At 37.6% G+C, this 15,527-nt stretch carries 14 protein-coding genes; all 14 read right to left on the bottom strand.

All coding sequences use genetic code 11. From position 1 onward, the window contains the following. Positions 1-5 precede the first annotated feature (5 nt). The 14 genes from AN391_RS18205 to AN391_RS18140 all read right to left on the bottom strand — a co-directional run bounded on the left by AN391_RS18205 (position 6) and on the right by AN391_RS18140 (position 15,260). Entirely contained in the window at positions 6-2,012 is a 2,007-nt protein-coding gene (locus tag AN391_RS18205) for a secretin N-terminal domain-containing protein (RefSeq protein ID WP_055016695.1), read from the bottom strand. Further along, on the bottom strand, positions 2,009-2,503 hold the full coding sequence (locus tag AN391_RS18200; RefSeq protein WP_055016694.1) for a hypothetical protein: 495 nt from the start codon (positions 2,501-2,503) through the stop codon (positions 2,009-2,011). The genes AN391_RS18205 and AN391_RS18200 overlap by 4 nt, the downstream gene beginning before the upstream one ends. Further along, the gene (locus tag AN391_RS18195; protein WP_055016693.1) at positions 2,500-3,048 is read right to left on the bottom strand and encodes a hypothetical protein; all 549 of its coding nucleotides are present in this window, start codon (positions 3,046-3,048) and stop codon (positions 2,500-2,502) included. Before AN391_RS18195 ends, AN391_RS18200 begins: the two co-directional genes overlap by 4 nt. Then, complete coding sequence (locus AN391_RS18190) at positions 3,039-3,998, bottom strand: hypothetical protein (RefSeq protein ID WP_055016692.1); 960 nt, start codon at positions 3,996-3,998, stop codon at positions 3,039-3,041. The genes AN391_RS18195 and AN391_RS18190 overlap by 10 nt, the downstream gene beginning before the upstream one ends. Then, positions 3,998-4,786 (bottom strand): type II secretion system protein GspK, encoded by a 789-nt coding sequence (locus AN391_RS18185; protein WP_161804111.1) that lies wholly within the window; start codon positions 4,784-4,786, stop codon positions 3,998-4,000. The genes AN391_RS18190 and AN391_RS18185 overlap by 1 nt, the downstream gene beginning before the upstream one ends. 34 nt (positions 4,787-4,820) lie before the next feature. Then, positions 4,821-5,507 carry a type II secretion system protein gene (locus AN391_RS18180; RefSeq protein WP_055016690.1) on the bottom strand — a complete coding sequence of 229 codons (687 nt, stop codon included), beginning with the start codon at positions 5,505-5,507 and terminating at the stop codon, positions 4,821-4,823. Beyond that, a complete protein-coding gene (locus tag AN391_RS18175; protein WP_152967915.1) occupies positions 5,488-5,919 on the bottom strand; it encodes a prepilin-type N-terminal cleavage/methylation domain-containing protein in 432 nt (143 codons plus the stop codon). Before AN391_RS18175 ends, AN391_RS18180 begins: the two co-directional genes overlap by 20 nt. Then, positions 5,885-6,373, bottom strand: coding sequence for a prepilin-type N-terminal cleavage/methylation domain-containing protein (locus tag AN391_RS18170; protein WP_055016688.1), 489 nt, complete (start codon positions 6,371-6,373; stop codon positions 5,885-5,887). Before AN391_RS18170 ends, AN391_RS18175 begins: the two co-directional genes overlap by 35 nt. Continuing rightward, entirely contained in the window at positions 6,360-7,550 is a 1,191-nt protein-coding gene (locus tag AN391_RS18165) for a type II secretion system F family protein (RefSeq protein WP_055016687.1), read from the bottom strand. Before AN391_RS18165 ends, AN391_RS18170 begins: the two co-directional genes overlap by 14 nt. Continuing rightward, positions 7,547-9,208, bottom strand: coding sequence for a GspE/PulE family protein (locus AN391_RS18160; RefSeq protein WP_055016686.1), 1,662 nt, complete (start codon positions 9,206-9,208; stop codon positions 7,547-7,549). Before AN391_RS18160 ends, AN391_RS18165 begins: the two co-directional genes overlap by 4 nt. Then, positions 9,195-9,599, bottom strand: coding sequence for a type II secretion system major pseudopilin GspG (gene gspG, locus AN391_RS18155; protein ID WP_055016685.1), 405 nt, complete (start codon positions 9,597-9,599; stop codon positions 9,195-9,197). The genes AN391_RS18160 and gspG overlap by 14 nt, the downstream gene beginning before the upstream one ends. 97 nt (positions 9,600-9,696) lie before the next feature. After that, positions 9,697-10,413, bottom strand: coding sequence for a thioredoxin domain-containing protein (locus AN391_RS18150; RefSeq protein WP_055016684.1), 717 nt, complete (start codon positions 10,411-10,413; stop codon positions 9,697-9,699). 75 nt (positions 10,414-10,488) lie between these two features. Next, positions 10,489-12,294: a hypothetical protein gene (locus tag AN391_RS18145; RefSeq protein ID WP_055016683.1), complete on the bottom strand. Its 1,806-nt coding sequence runs from the start codon at positions 12,292-12,294 to the stop codon at positions 10,489-10,491. A gap of 293 nt (positions 12,295-12,587) precedes the next feature. Next, positions 12,588-15,260: an SLBB domain-containing protein gene (locus AN391_RS18140; protein WP_082429352.1), complete on the bottom strand. Its 2,673-nt coding sequence runs from the start codon at positions 15,258-15,260 to the stop codon at positions 12,588-12,590. Positions 15,261-15,527: the final 267 nt, after the last annotated feature.

Genomic DNA, 15,527 nt, shown 5'->3' with positions numbered 1-15,527 from the left:
TTTACTCATTTAATTGTAATTGGTGCGCTGTATAGCTCGGCCATAGCTTCACTGAATTCATCCACTTCAAAGCTCTCGTTTACAACTTTTGTGGTAATTAACATAACTAGCTCAGTGCGGTCCAGTGAATCTACATTGCTTTTAAATAAGTTACCTATAATTGGGATTGTGCTTAGCAACGGAACACCATTGTTATACTTGTTTTTCTTTTCTTGAATTAAACCACCTAATGCTACTGTTTGGCCATCTGCTGATAAAATTTCAGAAGTGATTGCACGGTTTGTGATAGTCGGAGATGAGCTCCCACCTAATTCATTTGGATTTGCATCACTCACCGACATTGAAACACTCAGTGTAATTACACCTTGAGAATTAATGATGGGTGAAATAGTCACGTTCACACCTGTAGAGCGGTATTGCACCGAGTTAGATACCGCATTATTGCTACCTAAGCTTTCAACTGTTTGCGTAATAATAGGCACCTGATCGCCAGAGGTGATCGTGGCTGATTCGCCGTCTCTTACTATTAAGTATGGTCTTGATATAACACGCGCATCGCTCACGCTGTCCTTCCAGTTGAAAGTTGCTTGCCAGTTACCACTTAATACCGCTCCAGCAATACTTCCAGAACTAGAAAGTGTGGCATTACTAGCAGAAAGCGATTCATTAGAATTTGAATTTTGATAAAACCAATCTATGCCTGATGACATACTATCGCCAAGCGTTACTTCCAAAATAGTCACATCAAGAATCACTTGTCCGGGTAATACATCCATTTTTTGCATTAACGATTCTACTAAGCGGTATTCATCGTTTGTTGCATAAAAAATTAGCGCATTTTGTTGTTTATCCAGGCTAAAGCGCATAGAGCCAGTAGTACCGCTCTTTTTACCTTTTCCTCCTTCACGGTTAGATTGTGGCGTAGATGGGGCTTGGCCATTTAGCAATCCATTTATAGACTCTAGCATTTCTTCTGCTTTAGCGAATTTGGGTTTGTATACAAAGTACTGCCTTTCATCACCCGCAATAGGCACATCTATTTTATTTGCCCAAAATGTAATTCTGTCGATTATTTTTTCACTCGCCGCATACGCTACAAATGCATTAATACGAGGGATAGGAACAAACGAGGCATCGCCCTCTTTAGAGACCTGCATTCCATCTTCGATTAGCAGTTTTTCAATTTGCTCTATCCCTTCAATAGGCGAAATATTAGCAAATTCTATTAATCTAATTTGGCGTCCATATGCGCGAGGTACATCAAGCATATTAATTATTTTCATAGCGCGTAAAATTTCAGCTCGCTCACCTTCTAAAATAATTAATTTTTGCAATGAATTAACAGTAACTTGGGCTGTTGATAGCTTTTTCATTATGCTAGTAATGTTTCGGCTACTGCTATAAACGTATGGCACAATCTGTGTGATTGCACCTGATATGTCAGGGATATCCGCTGTATTATTACCTATACCGATTGCTATTGAGTTTTTTTGATCTGAAGACGTTGCTTTAGAAAGGTATAAAATATTATCTTTTCTTAAAGTTCTAATCGCACTTTCTTCGAGTGTTTTTATTACAACTTCATAAAATGCTGCTCTCGAGATAGCACTCGATATATTTAATGTTATTTTTTCACCTGATGCCGCTAATTGCGGCGCAACCACATAGTTAATATTTAAAAGGTCGTCAAATACGCGACTTGTAAACTCTTTTATAGACACTTCGTCTGCAGAAAAAGTAATCGGCTCTCCGGTTAGCTCAGGCGCTTTTTTAGCTTCTTCTTCTAAACGGGTTATACCGCCTAAATCTTGAACTTTTAATGAACTAAATTCAGCCTGCGTTTTAGCTTGCTCTTTAGCTATCTGCTCTTGTGTTTGTTTAATACCTGTTGATTTTAGTATTGATCTATCTACTGCTAAATCGTTATCTCGTAATTTACTTGTTGTTGTACAACCAGATACTGCTAATGCGACTAAAACTAAAAGAGATCCTTTTAATGGTTTATTATTCATTTTGTTACTTCCTCAACACCATTTGTTTTTGTAATACTGATAACTTTGGGCTTGTACATTTTCAGTAAAACTTGTTGACCGTTATTAGATAATTCAACCGCAGCTGCTAAAATTTCCTGTAGCTCTAACGATTCAAACTTATCTCCTTTTGAAAGGTTAATTAACTCCTCTCCATCAGGGGTTTTTATCTTGATTCTTGCGTTTGCAACATTACCACTGGTGTAAACAGAAACTAATGAAAGCGTAGCATCTATAATATCGGGACCTTTATCATCGCCCTCGTTGCTGTCTTTACCTATTTCTGAGTAATCTATGCCTAAGGTGTTTGCCAGTTGCTCTATATCGAATTGAGTTTGCGCTACTCTACTTACATTTAACTTTACCGAAGCCGGCGCTTTTTTTTGATGGCTTTGATTTTCGGGTAACAAAAAATCGCTTACCCATGTAATTATTGCAATACATACGCATAAAAGTATTAATATATTTCTCATGACTTTTTAAATACCCGTACAAACTCTATATTTGCAGTTACCCTGTCGGGCGTTGCTTTTGTGCGCGTAAAAGAAACCTGCCTTACGCGGTTACCCTCTTTTATATTTTCGAGTTCATAAAGTAAATTTAAAACCTCGTTATAACTTCCCGATACGTTGAGTCTACCTGCATAGACAGAGTATGCATCGTTGATTTTTACTTCTCTAAAAGGTGCTTTATTATTAATGTTCAGCTCATACCGCTCTACCGCCGCATCAATGACCTGGAGCCATAGTAATGCAGGGTCCTGATTATTATCTAAAATAGGTAGCTCAGAAAAATCACTTAAGTTTGCTGCGAACGACTCGGAATTATTTCGCCTCTGCTCATCTGAAGCTAGCAAGCTCTCTTGCTTAGCCACTATTTTTTCTAGGCTTTGCAACTCACTCTTACTTGCATCAAGCCAATCTAGCCAAGGAAAAATCAAAAACTCAAAACTTAAAAGTAGCGCTATTAACAATAACCCCCACTTTTTTATAGATATAGATGATGCATTCACTTCCATGTCACCTCAATAGTAAACGTTTCCAAACCTTGTTTGTTTTTTGTAACCGCTCGCGAAAATTTAGCCTCTTTGACAGATTCAGCACTAATTATTTGCTCAAGTATTTTTGTTGCGGAGTTCTCTGTTGTTCCAAATAGCTCAACTCCGGTAGGGATAACTTTAACTCGCTCTATAAATACATCATCGTCTTGTAGTTTTATTTGGCTCAACTTATCAAGCACATTTGGATTAGTAGCTAAGAATTCGATTAAACCCGTTGCTAAAGTTAATTCTTTATTTGTTGCTTGTCGCCCAGAAAGGACCTCGGTTACAGCAGCTTCATTTTTTGACTTTTTATCAACGTAATAACTAGTAGCAAGTATAAGATATGCACTTAACAAAATAGCTGTCGCACTCAATAAAGAAGTGATTGCTATGAGCAGTTTTCGATTTGAAAGCTTTTCAGGCTTACTAGATACCTGATTATTTACGCCAAATAAACCCGATAAGTTTAACCAGTTTAACCTATCTACATGAGAAGCAAAGTCGACTTTTCCTACATTATGCTTTATCAGTAAGGGCTGCACTTGTGCTTCGGCAGCGCTCGAATAAAGAGGAGCAATTAAACGACACTCAGAAGGAATTTTATCCAACACATTCTGAGGCACAACAAAGTACGATATTGTAAATTGATTATTCCTCAGCGCTTCTATTGACCAATAAAATTTTCCCTCCATAGGTGGAAGCTGCATTTTTTCGGCTTGAACTATGCTTTTAAGTTCAGTTATAGAAGTGTTTTCGTAGGTGCGAGTTGTTGCCCAAAAAAGGTTTCTATCGAGTAAACACCCTGTTACCAAAGACAGCCTAGGCTTGCTTAATTTAGTTTGCTCTACAATACACTCTGCTGTCAGATGGTATTTGTAATGGCAAAAAGCCGAGGGAGAACCTAGCCTTTTTAATACTTTTTTCATTATCTAAAAATTAGCTCTTCATCTGTTATAGAGTATGGACGGAAGGAATCCTGTCCCCGTAATAAAATAAACTTTTTTGTTATTGAAATATTGTTATTTGAAGAAATCTTGATCAGAAAGCGTCCGCTAGGGTAAGTAACACCATCCTCTGATGTAGTTTGAGCACTCTGCTCAGAAATTCCTAATGCGGAGTATAAAGATTTAGGCACAAATTGTCGAACTATGTAGTCTCCCCCATACATAGTAATGTGCGGCTTTATTTGTTCATATAGCGTATCATTGTCAAATATATATTTCAGCTCTTGCGTTGTTTGAATAATTCCATTTTTAGGTAGCTCAGGTTGTGGGTAATCACCTTTTTCAGCCCCTTCTAAGTGCCTGAAGTTATCTTGGTCTTGCCAATCATCAAGCCTATCTTGTATTTTTAAAAGCTCAGTCTCTCCCACACCGTTCAAGGCTAATAAACGGTTAAAGTCATTCTTATTTAAAGGTACAATAGAGACTAGCCCGCTTATATCTTGAACCGTTACGTTATAATCCTTTAGTTTCTTGGTTTCACCCGTAAAACTTTTAGTAAAGTCATTTATAATAGGCTTCCCTAAGTAATCAGCTCTGGGCCCTAAAATACTAAAGTTACTTGTCATATAGCTGTAAATTACTTCTGCTTGAGCGCTTTCTAAGTTTAAAGATGCATCCGTATTTTGTTTTACCATACCGGCTAATCGTGCATTATTTTGGCCTTGCCCAGACATATACAACATAATAACTGCCATTACAGCAGTAATCATTAACACTACAATTAACGCTACCCCCTGATTTGACTTAACCCTCGAAAGCATTACTTGCTCCTAATTCAAAAGAAGTTAACTGAGGTATCTTAAATAAAATATCAGTATGTTCAGCTAAGGAGATCCGTACGTATAGCGGCATTAGTTTTCTTTTGGCAGCAGAAAAAGTAGGAGACCACAATGGCTTAGGCTTTACAGCTATATTTAAATATTCAGAATAAAAGTTACTTAACTCAAAATTATCTTTCCACCCGAAGTAAGTGATAGAAATATCTTTACCTGCTAGGTAGGTAATAGGTGAACTGCAATCTTTAGGTATGCGATCAATATCTTCAAGTAAAAATGTACCATATTCTATCTCACAATATTGCACCGTATCGTCAACCACTTGTAACGTAGCAACCGCTATCGGAGAAGTAACTTGAATGGGTTTATCAGTAATGAATGAAAATGCGTTGCTATTGCCTTGAAAAAAAGGCACCTGCTCGCCCATTTCTGTTCTAAAGATAAAGGGTGTTAAAGAATGAATTTGACTATTAATTAACTTGGTCGTTGTTAAGTGCTTTATTTGATTGTTTTTTTCTTCTTTAGTTAACTCACTTAGCGAAAACCTGTAACTGGTCACTGAGACTGTCATTACTAGAGAAAAGATGACCATTGCGACGAGTACTTCGATTAACGTAAAAGCCGACTGTCTCCTTTTATTGCTTCCAATATACATCTTTAAATCTCAATATTGTCTTTTCTTGGCTTTTTTGACTAACAGTTACTTCGTACAGTTCTAAATTATCATCTTTTTTGTCAGTATCTTGTGTCGTTTCGGAAGAAATAAAACGCACTACGGGCTTTGATTCAATCACCTCTACGTGCCATTTATATTCATTAGAGCCTATCTTATAGCTACCTTGCGTTATATTTTCATATTGATATTTGTAACTCACAAAATCTTTTATATGTTCGGCAAGTAAACCCCGAGATATATTATTTTTTAGCTTTTGCTCATGTAGCATTGACGCTCGAGATACAAAACTAATTGCACTAACAGCTATAAATAAGATAATAGAAGCGATTAATACCTCTATAAGCGTCATTCCCTTGCTATATCTCAATTTTTTCTCTCTTTTGAGTTCCATTTATACCAATCGTTATTACTACTTTATTGAAGTAGCTTTGTGCATCAAAAATAAAAGACTTATCTTGTAATGTTAATGTATTAAATTCAATTTTTTTAATTAACCGCTCTGGACTCTCAGCGCTTTGCTTTTCATCTTGTAAATTTTGTTCATCATCAAGGTTATTCGTTTCACCTTTGATTTCATCCATTTCTACATCAGATTGCGGTATTTTTTGTTCGTAGACTCTTAATGTATTTTCGTTAAAAACTAACTTTAATGAACCGCCCTTATAAACACTGTACTCTTTAGCAAAAGTTATAATTGAAGAGAGCTGTTTTTTTTCGCTATAGAGTTTAGCTTGATCAAATTGTTTCCACATATTTGGTAGAACAAACGATGTTGCCAACCCAATCAGCACCAATACGATAAGTAGCTCTATTAATGTAAACCCTTTATATTTAGAATGAGACATCGTTTATCGATACAATACTAAGCAACATGGTGATAACCACAGAACCTACTACTCCACCCATTACTAAAATCAGTAATGGTTCTAGCATAGCTGTAAATTTAATAAGCCATTGCTCAAAACTTAATCTTGAACGCTGCGCTATTTCGGTAAATGAGCTTGTAAGCGTGCCACTTTCTTCACCCACGGAAATTAGAGAGATACCAATATCATCAAATAGCGTTAACTTAGCCAATTCATCACTTAATACTCCACCTGCGGATACTGATACTACAATATTTCTTAAACTTTTTTTCAGTTTAGGATTTATTACGGTTTCGCTCGCTAATTGCAATCCTGAAGAAAGACTCACACCGCTTTCTAGTGTGAGCTGTAAAGATGTAGCGAACCGTATTCGATCTGATTGCTTAATGATAGTGCGTATCAAAGGCAAGTTTACTGTTGCCTGTATCATTTTTATTTTAAACTCATGATTTTGAAAGGCAAAAATTAAACCTGATATCACTGCTAAAATGCATACTAGTAAATGAAGCTGATAATTCTGTATCCATTGTGATGCGTCAATAAGTACTTGCGTGTAGGTAGGAACATCATCGACGGAATCAAACATTGATGACATGCTAGGTATTACAAAGTTAAAAATTGCCCAAATAGCGGTAATACATACTATAAGTATAAAAAAGGGATATGTAATTGCTTGAACTACCTTATTGCGCAGTGCATTTTGAAACAAAAGGTTTTGGCTAAGTCTATTAAATACCTGCGGTAGATTGCCTGTACTCTCACCTATTCTTACCATTTCTACAAATAAAGTAGAAAATGCCTCTGGCCTTTTTGCGAGTGCATCGCTTAATAAAGCCCCTTGTTTTATATCAGAAAGTACAGAGGACCATACCAAACCGATTGCCGATTTTTGATTTGACTTTACAAGCACTGAAAGTGCTTTATCAATTTTAAGTCCATTTTTAAGCAGTGTGGCTAATTGATTTGTCGATTGCTCTAGATCAGCTAAGGTGATTCTTTTTCGTTGCCTTGCTTGGTAAGTTGCATTTACCTTAATAACTAATTTGTAATCTTGCTTTAATTTAGAAAATGCTTCTTTTTCATTTTCGGCAGAGATTTCTCCGTTTACAGTTTCGCCGCTATGAGAGTAAGCTTTATACTTATATAGTTGGCTCATCCTGCCACCCTCATAACTTCTTCAACCGTTGTAATCCCTTGGATTGCTTTTAATAAACCATCTTGCTTTAAGCTACGTAAGTTTTTGTCTTCCATTAATTGATAGAGATGATCTAAAAGCTTTTCATCTTTAGGAATTTTTTTAATATCGCTATCACAAGGGAGGTACTCTAAAAAAGCAACACGGCCCGTGTACCCAGTATGCTCGCAATGATCGCAACCTACAGCTTGGTGTAAGCTAATATTTTTTAAGGGGGCTAACTTGTTGAGTGTATATTTAGCAATAAGATCTTGGCTTTCATCTTGCTCTAACGGCTTCTTACAATGATTACATAAAGTTCTAGCAAGGCGCTGTGCCATGATTGAAACTAAACCCGCATTCAGTAGGTATTCCTCTATACCTAAGTCCATTAAACGGGTGTAAGCTGAGGGCGCATCATTAGTATGAACAGTACTAAATACTAAATGCCCGGTTAATGCAGATTGCAGAGCAATTTTCGCTGTTTCGTTATCACGGATTTCACCAACCATGATCACATCCGGATCTTGGCGTACTATACTTCTTAAACCAGCAGAAAAATCAAATCCAATATCAGAATTTACTTGCACTTGGTTTACACCGGCTAGTTGGTACTCAATAGGATCCTCTAAGGTAATAATTTTGATATCGGGTTTATTTATCTGATTTAAAAAAGAATATAAAGATGTTGTTTTACCTGACCCTGTAGGGCCTGTCATTAAAATAACACCTGATGTACGCTTTAGATCTTGATTTATATAATCTATTAAATCTTCCGAATAACCTAAAGTACCTAAGTCAAACTTTACTGCATTTTTTATTAAAAAACGCATTACCACACTCTCCCCCATTCCTAGTGGCAGTGTTGAGCAACGAATATCTAAGTCTGTAGAGCCTGCTTTCATTTCGATTTTGCCGTCTTGTGGTCGGCGCTTTTCGGCTATATCCATACCTGATAAGATTTTAATTCTAGAAATAACGGCAAGCTGCAGACTATGCGGGATTGGATCTGCTTCTTTTAAAATGCCATCGATTCTATAACGGGCACGATATCGCCCGTCCACTGGTTCGATATGTAAATCGGACGCACCCAACTTAACACCTTTATTTATAAGGCTATTCACTAAATTGACTGTAGGTGCCCCTAACGCGAGCTCTTTAAGTGCGGCTACATTATCTGATGACACTATTAAATCGGGCTGCTGCTGGAAAAGTGCTTTAAATTGCTCACTGAGAAGCTCAAAATCTTTTTTAGATAAAGCAAAAAAGTCTATCTCAAAATCTAGGAACCTTAGATAATCCAAACCATCCATATTATGAGGTGAAGCAAATCCCAACTTAAGTGTTTTATTATTTATTTCTAGTGGCAATAGCTGCGCTGAGAGTAGAAAGTCTGTATTGACAGCCTCTAACGCTTTTATATCTGCTTGTTCTAGCTGAAGTGGCTGCGTCCACCTACCACATTTTAATAAATCAGCGTACATAATACTTAGCTGATCTTCATCGATCCAACCAGAATTTAATAAAAGGACATCTAACTTTTCTGATGTTGCATTTTGGTATTCAAGCGCTTGAGACAGCCTATTTGCATCAATTAAATTGTGTGCGGTTACATATTCCTTTATTTTAGTATTCCACATCAGCGTCTTCACCCTCGCCACCTAATTTGCCATCACGCCCAAAGCTTTTTAAAACAAACATATCACTATTAGCTTCTGAGCTGGCAGAATAGCTATATTCGTTACCCCAAGGATCTAGTGGTATTTTTTGTGGGAAATAAGGTCCATCCCATTGTCTTTTAGTACTTTGGAGTAACTCATTTAAGGTGTCGGGATAATAGCCAATATCAAGACGGTATGAGTCAAGAGCAGTCGCGATTACTTGCATTTGCGCTTTCGCCGTCCCTTCTCTTGCAGAGTCCACTTTACTAAACATGCGAGGTGCAACAATTGAAGCTAAAAGGCCTAAAATAACCATAACAATTAGCAGTTCCACGAGTGTAAAACCGGAGCTTTTAAATTTGTATTTCATAATCAAATCCATGACGTTTTGTTTTTTAGATAAAAAAGGAGGCTTTTTATTTAGCCCCCAAATTTATCACAGCTAAAAAGCAATGCAACTACATTCACTATTTAGATTTTGTTACTTCATCTATTACAGAACCAAACTTTTCTAAACTTCCAGCACCCGTCAATATTTGGTAATTAGTAATGTAATCACCTTCTTTTTTACCAATGATAAAGGTTGGCGTTGAAGATAGGCCCAGTTCAGCCGCATCTTGTAAAGAGCGAGTGACAATATTATGAACATCAGTATTCGCTAAACAAGCATCAAACTGCTCTTGGTCTAAGTTAAAATCTTTTACAATTTCATCTAATGAACCTTTAACAACAGATTGACCCAGTTCGAATAAGCGTTCTTTGACGTTTTCATATTGATCCTGCTCATTGGCACAACGCAACGTAACTGCTGCGTAAGGTGCTTTAGGGTGTAAACTTGCTAGCGGAAATTCACGTGCTGATACCGCTAATTTATTTGTATCAACATATTTAGCTTTTAACTCTGGCCACACTGTTTGCTGGAATTTTTTGCAATATGGGCAGTGTAAATCTGTAAACTCTATCATTACTACTTCAGCATCTTTACTACCTATCCAAATAGCTTCTGAAGATAATTCAATTTTTTCTGGTCGAACTAGCTCACCTAAGCCCACTTTAATAGCCACTTGTCTTTGCACTTTCTTTAATTGCGCTAGCTCTTTTTTTAACTCTTCATTTTCGTTGTTTTGTGTACTTTGGCACCCAGATAAAATAACAACAAAACAAAGTAATAATAGCTTTTTCATTAATATTCCTTTTTATTAAAAAAAAACCCCCGCCTAAGCGAGGGTTTATTAGTAAGTAACTAAACTAGTTAGTTATTACTGGCTCCACTCGTTACGGTCAAGTACAGGCATTACACGGTCAGAACCGCCTAATGTACGTTGTACTGATACACCGTGAACTGTGTCACGTGGTGCTGTAACTGTGAAAGTTAAAGTGTGACGATTAGCGTTTGAGTTTGCGTTAACACCTAGGTCGCCTGCAGAGTAACCACCGTCAGCGCCAGTGTAACCAGCTTGCTCAACAGCTTCTTCAATTAGGTCTGGTACAAAGTAAACTACTGAAGACTGAGCAGCAACAGTACCAAGTTTAACAGCTGTTACTTTACGGTTGTTAGTAGTACCGTCGTCAGACTCGCCGAATACGTCTACAGTTACTTCTGCAGCTTCGTCATGCTCGTTTGTTACACGTACAAAGTTACCTTCGCCGTTTACAGCGTATGGTACTTTAAGCACTGCACCGTTAACACCAATTTCGTGTGAACGAACGCTCATGTCACAGTGGTCAATGTAGTTAGTGTTACCGAAGTCTAACGTGTAGTTAGTGTCAACAGCGTAGTTAAAGTTCATAACACCGTTTGTAGTGTTAAGGTTAGTTACTGCATAGTACACTTCGTTGTATTCTGCATTGTATAGCTTGCTGCTTGTAGCTACTGGGTTTGACTCAACATCACCATTAAGCTCGTTAGCGTCAAACACATCTTCAGCGTATGTTTCATACTCTGGAGCTGTATCTTTAGTTAAACCAAAGCTACCCCAAGTAATGCCAATATCTACTGGCTCTTGCTCATCTACAACACCTGTAGCTGCTAAACGAGAGTTAAAGATACCCATTTTAACAGTGTTACCTGGAGCCGCTGAAGAAACAAATTTAGTGTCTAAACGGTCAGAAGAAACTAAGTCGATGCTACGGTCTAACACCGGGCCACGGTTGTAGAAAGCTGACTTGTAAAGAACTTGGTTTTTACGAGAAACTAACTGCTTAGATGCATCTGGGTCAAATACAAATTCAGTACGTGCTGTAATTGCCGCGCCCATTGAGTTAGTGCTTTCTGCGTTTACGTCGCCTTCAGCAGTAGTTGCGTCTTGGAAAGCGTAGAACTGAGCAGAAATATCAGCAATTTTTTCGTCTGCTGAGATAGCACCTAAGATGCTGTAACCATTACCACCATCGGTAACCGCTTCAACAGCTTTAAGGCTTACTGATTTAGAAATGTTAGCTGTAGTACACTCGTCATTAGCAATCTTGATACCTACAGGGTCAACTGCGCTACCAATATTTCCTGAGTCAGCACCTGTAGAAACACGAGAGAATGCTAAACGCGTACCAGCACCAATGGTAATACCCGCTTTAGTGATGAAAGTAATTTCTGACTCACCGTCAACTTGACCATCTGAAGAAGCTACTGCTTCAATTTCAGTATCGTCTGTGTTGTATTTAACTAAGTGAATTTGATTAGAGTTACCGTCAAATACTGCACCAGTGATTCTAAACTTGATTTTAGTACCGCCTGGGATGTCAGTAGTTGGGATGTAAACGATTTGTTGGCTATCATCTACAGAAGTGCTACCGTCGCCCTTAAGATCTTCAAAGTCGATTGGTAGGTTACCAGTTAGCTCATATGCAATTTTTGTTTCATTGATTACAGCTAAGTCATCGTTTGATGCGCCACCACGGTTAGCAACACAAGACGCTTCTTCGTATGTAGTACCAAAAGCAGAAATTTCGCCATCAACATTCGTTTTGTAAATTTCAAAACATGCTTCCGTACCAGCATATGCATTACCTGCTAACACAGCTGTTACTGCTGCAGGGATTAGAGCGAGTTTAGTAAAACGCTTCATTTTTATCTCCTTGACCTTTAAATGTGCCTGTATTAGCACGTTAGTTTTAAAACTCTTTTTGCTAACTAAAGCTAGTTAACATAAATATTCTTAAACTCATCCGATACTCCTCAAAAAGAAGTATCAGTTCGAGGTGTGGTAATTATGATAACTTAGGTTACTAAATTCAAGGGTTTATTAATAAAAATGTGTTGCAAAGCATAAAAAAAAGGTTGAATAATGTTCAACCTTTTGAATGTTAAGACTTTTAATTACTATTTTATTCGTAACTTTTTATGAACATTTGTCCCTAATTAAAGCGCACTTAAAGCAGCAACTGCGACACCTAATTGATATAAAACTTGAGTCGCTTTACTCCACAGAGTTAGTTTATCCATATGCTCTGCATTTAATGGCACTACTATAGTATCACCAGGCTCTAGCATCGTTGCTTCATTCGCTGCAAACCAGCTACTTTTGTTAGGCACTTTAACTGAGCCATTGGCTTTTATTATATAAATACGATCATCCGCTGCTCTGGATTTTAGACCACCACTTTTGTTTATGTAATCTTCAATTGATACGCCTCTTTCATACAAATGCGATGTTGAGTAGTTAACTTCCCCTATTACACTTATAGAATCACGCTTACTAGGGACAAACAACATGTCTCCATCTTGTAAAACTAGCTTTTGTTTATTTTGTACTATTAATGGTAAATTAATGACTAAGCGCCCTACCGCTTTAACATTGGCTAAATCATCAAGTAGATTATTCATTTCATCGTACGATAAAGAATTGCTGGTTATAGAGCTTTGGAAGCTCTTTGAGGCTATATCGCGACGTAACTCTGTAGATAAACGAGCTAATTGCTCTTGCTCTTGCTTTTTTATAGACTTACGAGTAAAAACGGCAGCATTTTGCTCTGCAAATTGTGAAAAGCCACCCGCTCTTTTAAGTAAATCATTTAAAGTCTCGCCTCGTCTTATGGTATATTCCCCAGGAAATTTAACCTCTCCTTTTAGCTTAACCTTTACATTTTCTTGCCAATTTGGAATTGGGAATATATTTAAACTGTCCTTACTTTTTAGCGTTACATTGTCGCGATTATCGCCACTAACGACACTTTGCAAGTCAAATTGTATGTGCTCAACCTCAGAGATATCTGATCCCGCTATACGTGTAATTTCTGCTTGCTTTACGTAAGCCGACTCTAACAAACCTCCTGCAGCAGCAATTAAGTTGCTCACTTTTCCACCTACTGACAATGGGTAAATTCCTGGGTAGGTTACATGCCCTGAGATTTCAACTAACTGCATGTTTTGGCTAAAAGAGGCTTGCTTTCTTAGCTTGGCTATAATTGGTTCTAAAAGATTAAAACGACTAAATGTTGCGTAATCTTCAGGTTTTAAGCTTTGCTCTTCCTCTTTTTTACGCTCCGTATATTCTGCTATTGTTAATATTTGATCATTATCAGTTATTAACTCTTGTTCCTTTTCGTTAATACCGATGTACTTTTCAAATTCTTTTTGTTGAAATTTTTGCCATTGCTGAGTTTTAAGTTGCTGAATGCGCTGCTTTTCACTTAAAGCCATATTAGCTAATGCCACTTGCTCAACTTCTTTCTCTTCGAATCGGCTAAAGATAATAATTTTATCGTTTGCTTGCAGCTTTAAGTCGTTTTTCTTGTTTTTGACTATTGCTTGCGCTACATCAAATTGATGAATTTCTATGTCACCATTAATATTTATTTCACGAATAACAAGGCCATAGCTTAGATCAGCTTGTGGAAGTAGGTCGCCACGTACAGACTTTAAAACATCAGAAATTCGCTTGCCTGGTTGCCATTCATAACTCCCAGGGCGTGCCACAGCACCAATTAAACTAATAGAGTTTAAATATTGTTCACTTATTGAATTAAAACGTAAACGATCGCCATCTTGAGGGGTATAGTTAACTTGAGATTTTGTAAAATCAATAGAAAGAATTTCCTTTCGCTCAGCGTTAAAGCGCTCTACAACTGCATTTTTAGCATATGCTCCTGGTTTAAGCCCACCTGCCATAGCGAGTAATTGCTTTGCTGTTTCGCCCGCTTTTAGCTCAAATATTGCTGGGCGCTTTACTAACCCCTCAACAGTTACTTGTTTTCCTACTGGAGGAACAAAGACAACATCGCCTGGTTTTAATACTATATCGTTACTACTGTCGCCTTTGATGAGTAAATCATAGAGATCGAAGTTAGTAATAACCTGACCAGAGCGCTTTACTTGTATATTTCGAAGTGAAGCTATATCTGATACCCCACCACTAACAAACAAAGCATGCGACACTGTAGTTAATGATGAGACGCTATAACTACCCGGTTTATAAGCTTCACCTAAAACAAGAATACGCATGCTGCGTAACTGCCCTAAAGATACAAATGCCTTAACCCCAATAACCTCTTGGTCTACCTTTAATTTAATTAATTCTTTTACTTCAGCGAAAGTGAGGCCTGCGACCTCAACAGGGCTGAGATTAGGTATGCTAATGCGCCCTTCTCTGTCGACAGTTACATCAAAGCTGTTACTCTCTTTCCCATAAAAGCTAATTTTTAGCTCATCGCCAGTACCAATAGTATAACTATCTGGGATTGAAGCATTTTCACTTGGCATAAAGGTAGTTGGTTCACCAGCAAAAAGTTCATATCCAAACGGTTTCAGTTCCTCGACTTTTGGCTTAAACCGCTCTTCATCGGTTAAGGTTTTCTCTTTCTCGTCAAAACGTTCTCCAATAGATATTGGTTGAGATGAGTTACTTGCTTTTGAGGCTTGCCCATCACCTGTAATAGCTGAAATATCTACACCGTACTGCTTAGCTAAAGCCTCTTGCTGAGCACGTGGTAAATTTTTAAACTGTTCAAGCTGAGCTGCTGTTGGTGTAAACGCTAATAAATTAACGCTAAAAACTAAAAATAAAAAACTTACGTAATATTTCAAAGCTTTCACGAGTGTATATATCCCTAATCGACGACCGAAAATTTCAGCTATAATACATTATTTGCTTTTAAATAGAAGCGCAGCGGACTAAGAAGCTAGCTATTAGTATTAACCATATTGAGTATTAATATCGCCTAGCTTTATACTACTTTCAGTCAATCACAGAATCTTATGCACTATGGGAAACGCTTCCGCGTCCTGCTCACGCTCCTTACCTACATCCGTGTAGGCAAAGCTTCCGCGTCCTGCTCACGCTCCTTACCTACATCCGTGTAG

The sequence above is a fragment of the Pseudoalteromonas sp. P1-13-1a genome (assembly GCF_001401875.1).
Lineage (GTDB): Bacteria > Pseudomonadota > Gammaproteobacteria > Enterobacterales > Alteromonadaceae > Pseudoalteromonas.
This window is presented reverse-complemented; position numbering and strand designations above follow the sequence as displayed.